We start from the raw sequence: 5,651 nt of genomic DNA, 5'->3' as shown, positions 1-5,651 counted from the left end.
GGGCGGGGGGACGGGCAGGCTACCGCCCCTCGCCCGAGGGTACGGGGACCGCCGCACAGACACCGCTGCCGCCCCGGCGGACCGACCCGCGGGGTCTTGCACGCGCTCTCGCGCACGCCGGTCGCGGAACGCGGCCGGGGAGGAACCGGGAAGGGCCCGGACCGTGCCGCTCAGCGGCCGCGCAGCCGCCGTACGAGGATGCTGGCGTCGCCGCGCGCCTCGAGGTCGGCGAGGACGACCGCGACCGCCTCGCGGACGATGCGGCCCCGGTCGACCGCGAGCCCGTGCTCGCCGCGCAGCACCAGCCGCGCGTGCTCGAGGTCCATGAGCTCCTCCGCGGAGACATAGACCGTGATCTTCTCGTCGTGCCGTTCCCGCCCGCTGGGCCGCTTCGCGGCCCTGCCCCGCCGCCGGGTCTGCCCGCCGGCCTGCGCGGCCGCCTGCACGGCGGCGGTGGCGCCGCCCCGGCCCGCGGCCTCTGCCTCCGCGGCGGCCGCGCGGCTGCGGGGCTCGGCCGGGTCGGCGTCGGCGGGCGCGTGTTCCGCCGGTGCCGCCTCCGTCCCCGCCGCCCCGGCGGCCGCCGCGGAATCCGCGGGCTCCGCCGGGTCCGGCTCGCCGCCCGGTGCGGGGACGCGGGCCTCGCCGTTGGCCTGCTGCCGGCGCGGGGTGGACGCCTGGAGTGCCATGCCCCCTGTCGTACGGAACAGTTCGTCGGCTCCGGGCAGACTCACTCGGCGTGACACCGGGCGAGCACCTCCCTGGCGAGCTGGCGGTAGGCGGCGGCACCGACGGAGTTGGAGGCGTACGTGGTGATGGGCTCACCGGCGACCGTGGTCTCGGGGAAGCGCACGGTCCGGCCGATCACCGTGTGGTAGACGTGGTCGTCGAAGGCCTCGACGACGCGCGCGAGCACCTCGCGGCTGTGCACGGTCCGCGAGTCGTACATCGTGGCGAGGATGCCGTCGAGCTCGAGCTCCGGGTTGAGGCGCTCCTGGACCTTCTCGATGGTCTCCGTCAGCAGGGCGACGCCGCGCAGCGCGAAGAACTCGCACTCGAGCGGCACGATGACCTTGTGCGCGGCCGTCAGCGCGTTGACCGTGAGCAGGCCGAGCGAGGGCTGACAGTCGATCACGATGTAGTCGTAGTCGGGCAGCAGGGGCTTGAGGGCACGCTGCAGCGTGGACTCGCGGGCGACCTCGCTGACCAACTGGACCTCGGCGGCCGAGAGGTCGATGTTGCTCGGCAGCAGGTCCATGTTGGGCACGGCGGTCTTGAGCAGCACCTCGTCCGCGGACATGCCCCGCTCCATGAGCAGGTTGTAGACGGTGAGGTCGAGCTCCATCGGGTTCACGCCGAGGCCGACCGAGAGGGCACCCTGCGGGTCGAAGTCGACGAGCAGGACGCGCCGTCCGTACTCGGCGAGCGCGGCACCCAGGTTGATGGTGGACGTCGTCTTGCCGACGCCGCCCTTCTGGTTGCACATCGCGATGATCTTCGCGGGGCCGTGGTCGGTCAGCGGGCCCGGGATCGGGAAGTACGGCAGGGGCCGTCCGGTCGGGCCGATGCGCTCGCGGCGCTGGCGCGCCGCGTCGGGCGCGAGGGTGGCCGCGTATTCGGGATCGGGCTCGTATTCGGCGTCGGGGTCGTAGAAATGCCCCTCGGGCACCTCGTCGTAGTCGGCGAAGTGGCTGTGGGTCGTTTCCCGGCCACTTCCGTCGCCGGCCATGGCGTTCACGTGTAGGCCGTCCATGCTCTGGTGGGCTGTCGTCGTGCTCTGATGCCGGGCTGCGAAGGTCTGGACCGCGATGGAGCCGACAGCCTCGAACCCTGCGGGATGCTGAGTCCGCGCTGGGGGCACCCCCACGCCCTCCGGGCGTAGGGAGCGCGTTCCTGGTTGACCACCCCCGGGAGAAAATGTCGACTCATTCACAAGTCGTCTTACCTCCTTGGTGACCAGGAAACTTCTAGATACGTCAGCGTGGCAGCATGCCGACGGTTGGCGACTCTATGGCGTGTCGGCGGTCCACAGCAACACAATCCACCGGAGACAGCACGATGTGTCGGCAACCGAACACCCCTCTGTCAAGGGCGTAAGGACCGCATCCGCGAAGTTTTGCGGGGGCGCGAAACGGATAAAGTCTTATGTTCAAGGCGAGTTGAACCGCCGGCGCACAGCGCTCGCACGCGCGTCCGGCCGGACCTTGACGGGCAAGGTCCGGCCGGATCCGTACGGTTGACAGCTCCCGTTGACGTCGAGTTGGCGACACGTCGACCTCGTCGACACGCGGGACGACTCAGCCGAGCAGCGTGCTCAGGTCGGCGCTCTCCATTCCGTGGGCCTCGGCCACCGGACCGTAAACGACCGCGCCCTCATGGACGTTGAGCCCCTTGGCCAGGGCCGCGTCACGGCGCAGCGCCTCGCGCCAGCCGCGGTTGGCGAGCTCCACGATGTACGGCAGCGTGGCGTTGGTCAGCGCGTAGGTGGACGTGTTGGGCACCGCGCCGGGCATGTTGGCCACGCAGTAGAAGACCGAGTCGTGGACCTGGAAGGTCGGTTCGGCGTGCGTGGTGGGGCGCGAGTCCTCGAAGCAGCCGCCCTGGTCGATCGCGATGTCGACAAGGACACTTCCCGGCTTCATCCGGGACACCAGCTCGTTGGTGACCAGCTTCGGCGCCTTGGCGCCCGGGATGAGGACCGCACCGACGACGAGGTCGGCGTCGAGGACCGCCTTCTCCAACTCGAAGGCGTTGGAGACGATGGTCTGGATCTTCGCGCCGAAGATCCTGTCGGCCTCGCGCAGCTTGTTGATGTCCTTGTCGAGCAGGGTCACGTGGAAGCCCATGCCGATGGCGATCTGCGCGGCGTTCCAGCCGGAGACTCCGCCGCCGATGACCACGGCCCTGGCGGGCGCCACGCCGGGCACACCGCCGGGCAGCACACCGCGGCCGCCGGCCGAGCGCATCAGGTGGTACGCGCCGACCTGGGGGGCGATGCGGCCCGCGACCTCGGACATGGGGGCCAGGAGCGGCAGCCCGCGGCCGGGGAGCTCCACCGTCTCGTAGGCGATCGCGGTGGTGCCCGACTCCAGCAGCGCGTCGGTGCACTCGCGGGAGGCGGCGAGGTGGAGGTACGTGAAGAGGGTCTGGTCCTTGCGGAGGCGGTGGTACTCCTCGGCGATCGGCTCCTTGACCTTCAGCAGCAGGTCTGCGGTGGCCCAGACCTCGTCGGCGGTGGGAAGGATCCGGGCGCCCGCGGCGACGTACTCCTCGTCCGAGATGGAGGAGCCGAGGCCGGCGCCCCGCTCGACGGAGACCTGGTGGCCGTTGCGGACGAGCTCGTGCACTCCGGCGGGCGTGATGGCCACGCGGAACTCGTTGTTCTTGACCTCGCGGGGGATACCGACCAACACGATCGATCACGGTCCTTGACTCAGGGGACCCAGGGGCGCTGGGGCTCGGGTGACTACTCGGGGCAATGCCTCTCAGGCCGGATATGCACCGCATACCCGGGAATGACCGCTCTGACACGCGGCACAGCCAGTCTAATGAAGGATTTCTAGCTGTCTAGCCTTCCAATGAGGCAATCTTCGGCCGAGTGACTACGGATTTCGCAGGCACGGTGCCGCGGTGACCCTTCAGGGAGATGCCTGAAGGCCGGAACCGAGGAGGGTCTGCGCGGCGCTGCGGTGCAACCGGGCGGCCGCCGGGTCGCCGAGCCGGTCCAGGGTGTCCGCGAGCCGCAGCTGCAGCGCGGCCTGCAGCCTGGTGTCGCCCGCCTCGCGCGCGTACGCCATCGCCTCGCGGCAGGTGCGCATCGACTCCTCGGGGCGGCCGGCGTACTCCTGCACCCTGGCCGCCTCGCTCAACGCCCTTGCGTGGCCCTGCGGATCGCCGAGGCGGCGGTACCCGGCGGCCGCCGCGCGCCAGTCGCGCAGCGCCTCGCCCCAGCGGCCCGCGTAGGTGTGCGCGGTGCCCAGCCGTCCGTAGAGCCGCGCCTCGTCGGCGTGCTCGCCGCGGGCGAGGCGGTGGGACAGCGCCCGGCCGTACCAGTCGGCGGCCCGCTGCCAGTCGCCGAGCTCCTGGTACGCGCCGCCTACGGATTCCATCGCGCGGCCGATGGCGTACGGGTCGCCCGCGGCGCGTCCCGCGTCCAGCGCGGCCCGGTAGCGGGCCAGGGCGTCCTCGGTACGGCCGGTCCTGGCGTCCAGGTCGGCGAGGTTCAGCAGGGCCGCGGCCTTCTCCCGGTGCAGGTCGCGGCGCTCGGCGACGTCCAGCACCAGCTGATGGAGTCCGTACAGCTCGGGAGCGGCGGCCTCGGTGCCCCGGTGCGCCGCCAGGGCGCGCACCAGAGCGGCCACCAGGCGCCTCGCGAGGGTGTCCAGGCTGCCGTCCTCCACCGCCGCCTCCGCGGCCGCCAGCAGCGCGGGCCGGCGGTCCAGCAGCCAGTCCGCCGCGGCTCCCGGGGAGGCGAAGCGCAGGGCCTTGGGCAGTCCGGAGAGACCTCGCCTGGCCTGCGAGCCCTCGGGCTCGGTCACGGCACGGCACGACTGGAGCAGCCGCACGGTGCGCTCGAGCATCCGGGCCCGCGCCAGCTCGATCTCCCCGGCCCGCTCCCTGGCCGTCATCAGCTCGCGCAGCAGGGGCGCGAGGCAGCCGGGCACGAGGTACTGCGCAGGAGGAGTCCCGGGAGCGGTCGCCAGCGGCGTGAGCAGACCCTGCGCGACGAAGTCCTCCAGCGCGTTCTGCGCGGCGGCCACCGAGCAGCCGGCCAGCGCGGACGCGGTGTGCGCGTCGACGAGCCCGGCGGGGGCCAGCGCAAGCAGCCTCAGCAGCCGCGCGGCAGGCTGGGGCAGCGTGTCGTGCACCAGCCGCAGGACCCGCTCCAGCGGGTCCCCGGCGTCCGCCGCGCCGAGCGCGGGCGCGCGGCCGGCCGCACGGCGGAAGGCCGCCGCGCCGCCGCCGGGCGCCGGACGCCGCGGCATCCGCTCGCCCAGGTCCAGCTCGACGGCCTCCTCCGGCTCCGCGGCCGGGGCGGAGACCCCGCCCCGGGCCGGGCCCTGCGCCGCGTCGACGGCGGAGGACCCGGGGCGGGGCTCACCTGCGCCGCGGCCGTGGCCACGGGTCTCCGGCACCGCGTGCGCGTTCCCGGCACCGGGCTCTCCCGGAGTCCTCGGCGCCTCGGCCGGTTCGGCCGGTTCGGCCGGTTCGGCCGGTTCGGCCGGACCCGCGCTCCCGGGCCGTTCGCCGGGTGCCGTCACGGCCCCGGCGGGGTCGTACGGGCCGGAGTGCCGGCCACCGGCCCCGAGCCCCCCTGCGTCCACGTCAGCGGCCCGGCTGCCCGGCCGTACGACCCCGCCGGTACGCGGCACTCCCCCGGGCGCCGCAGCGGCGGGCTCCGGCGCCCCGCCGTCCGGGTGGGGGCGGGTTCCCGCTGAGGACACGCCACCGCCCGGCCGGTCGAAGCGACGGGCCCCGCCGTCGCCGCCCTCCGCCGCGGCACCGGCTGCCTCCGCGGGTCGGCCCGACCCGGCCGGGGCACCGCAACGACCAGGAGCGTCGGGGCCGCGTGCCGCCTGCGCGCCAGGGCCGCCGGAACCGGAGCCCGGAACTCCCGAGTGGCCCGCACCGGCCGGAACCGACCCCCGCGACCC

General features: G+C 73.8%; 3 protein-coding genes and 1 pseudogene. All 4 read right to left on the bottom strand.

Annotated features, from left to right (window positions below; all coding sequences use genetic code 11):
• Window positions 1-170: 170 nt before the first annotated feature.
• Window positions 171-686, bottom strand: a complete 516-nt coding sequence (locus GUY61_RS33590) for a hypothetical protein (RefSeq protein WP_208106789.1) — start codon at window positions 684-686, stop codon at window positions 171-173.
• Window positions 687-727: 41 nt separating this feature from the next.
• A complete protein-coding gene (locus GUY61_RS40815; protein WP_398957841.1) occupies window positions 728-1,726 on the bottom strand; it encodes a ParA family protein in 999 nt (332 codons plus the stop codon).
• Window positions 1,727-2,294: 568 nt separating this feature from the next.
• Window positions 2,295-3,410, bottom strand: a complete 1,116-nt coding sequence (gene ald, locus GUY61_RS33580) for an alanine dehydrogenase (RefSeq protein WP_166634100.1) — start codon at window positions 3,408-3,410, stop codon at window positions 2,295-2,297.
• A 225-nt stretch (window positions 3,411-3,635) separates the two neighbouring features.
• Window positions 3,636-4,889 (bottom strand): annotated as a pseudogene (locus tag GUY61_RS33575) (tetratricopeptide repeat protein); the annotation flags it as partial.
• Window positions 4,890-5,651: the final 762 nt, after the last annotated feature.

The sequence above is a fragment of the Streptomyces sp. GC420 genome (genome assembly GCF_009916105.1).
Taxonomy (GTDB): domain Bacteria; phylum Actinomycetota; class Actinomycetes; order Streptomycetales; family Streptomycetaceae; genus Streptomyces.
The sequence above is the reverse complement of the archived record's forward strand: the minus strand, read 5'-3'. Positions and strand labels throughout refer to the sequence as shown.

What these genes read in the sequence shown, in the direction of transcription:
- GUY61_RS33590 (WP_208106789.1), bottom strand. Translation starts at nt 686, where the DNA reads ATGGCACTCCAGGCGTCCACCCCGCGCCGGCAGCAGGCCAACGGCGAG.
- GUY61_RS40815 (WP_398957841.1), bottom strand. Translation starts at nt 1,726, where the DNA reads ATGGCCGGCGACGGAAGTGGCCGGGAAACGACCCACAGCCACTTCGCC.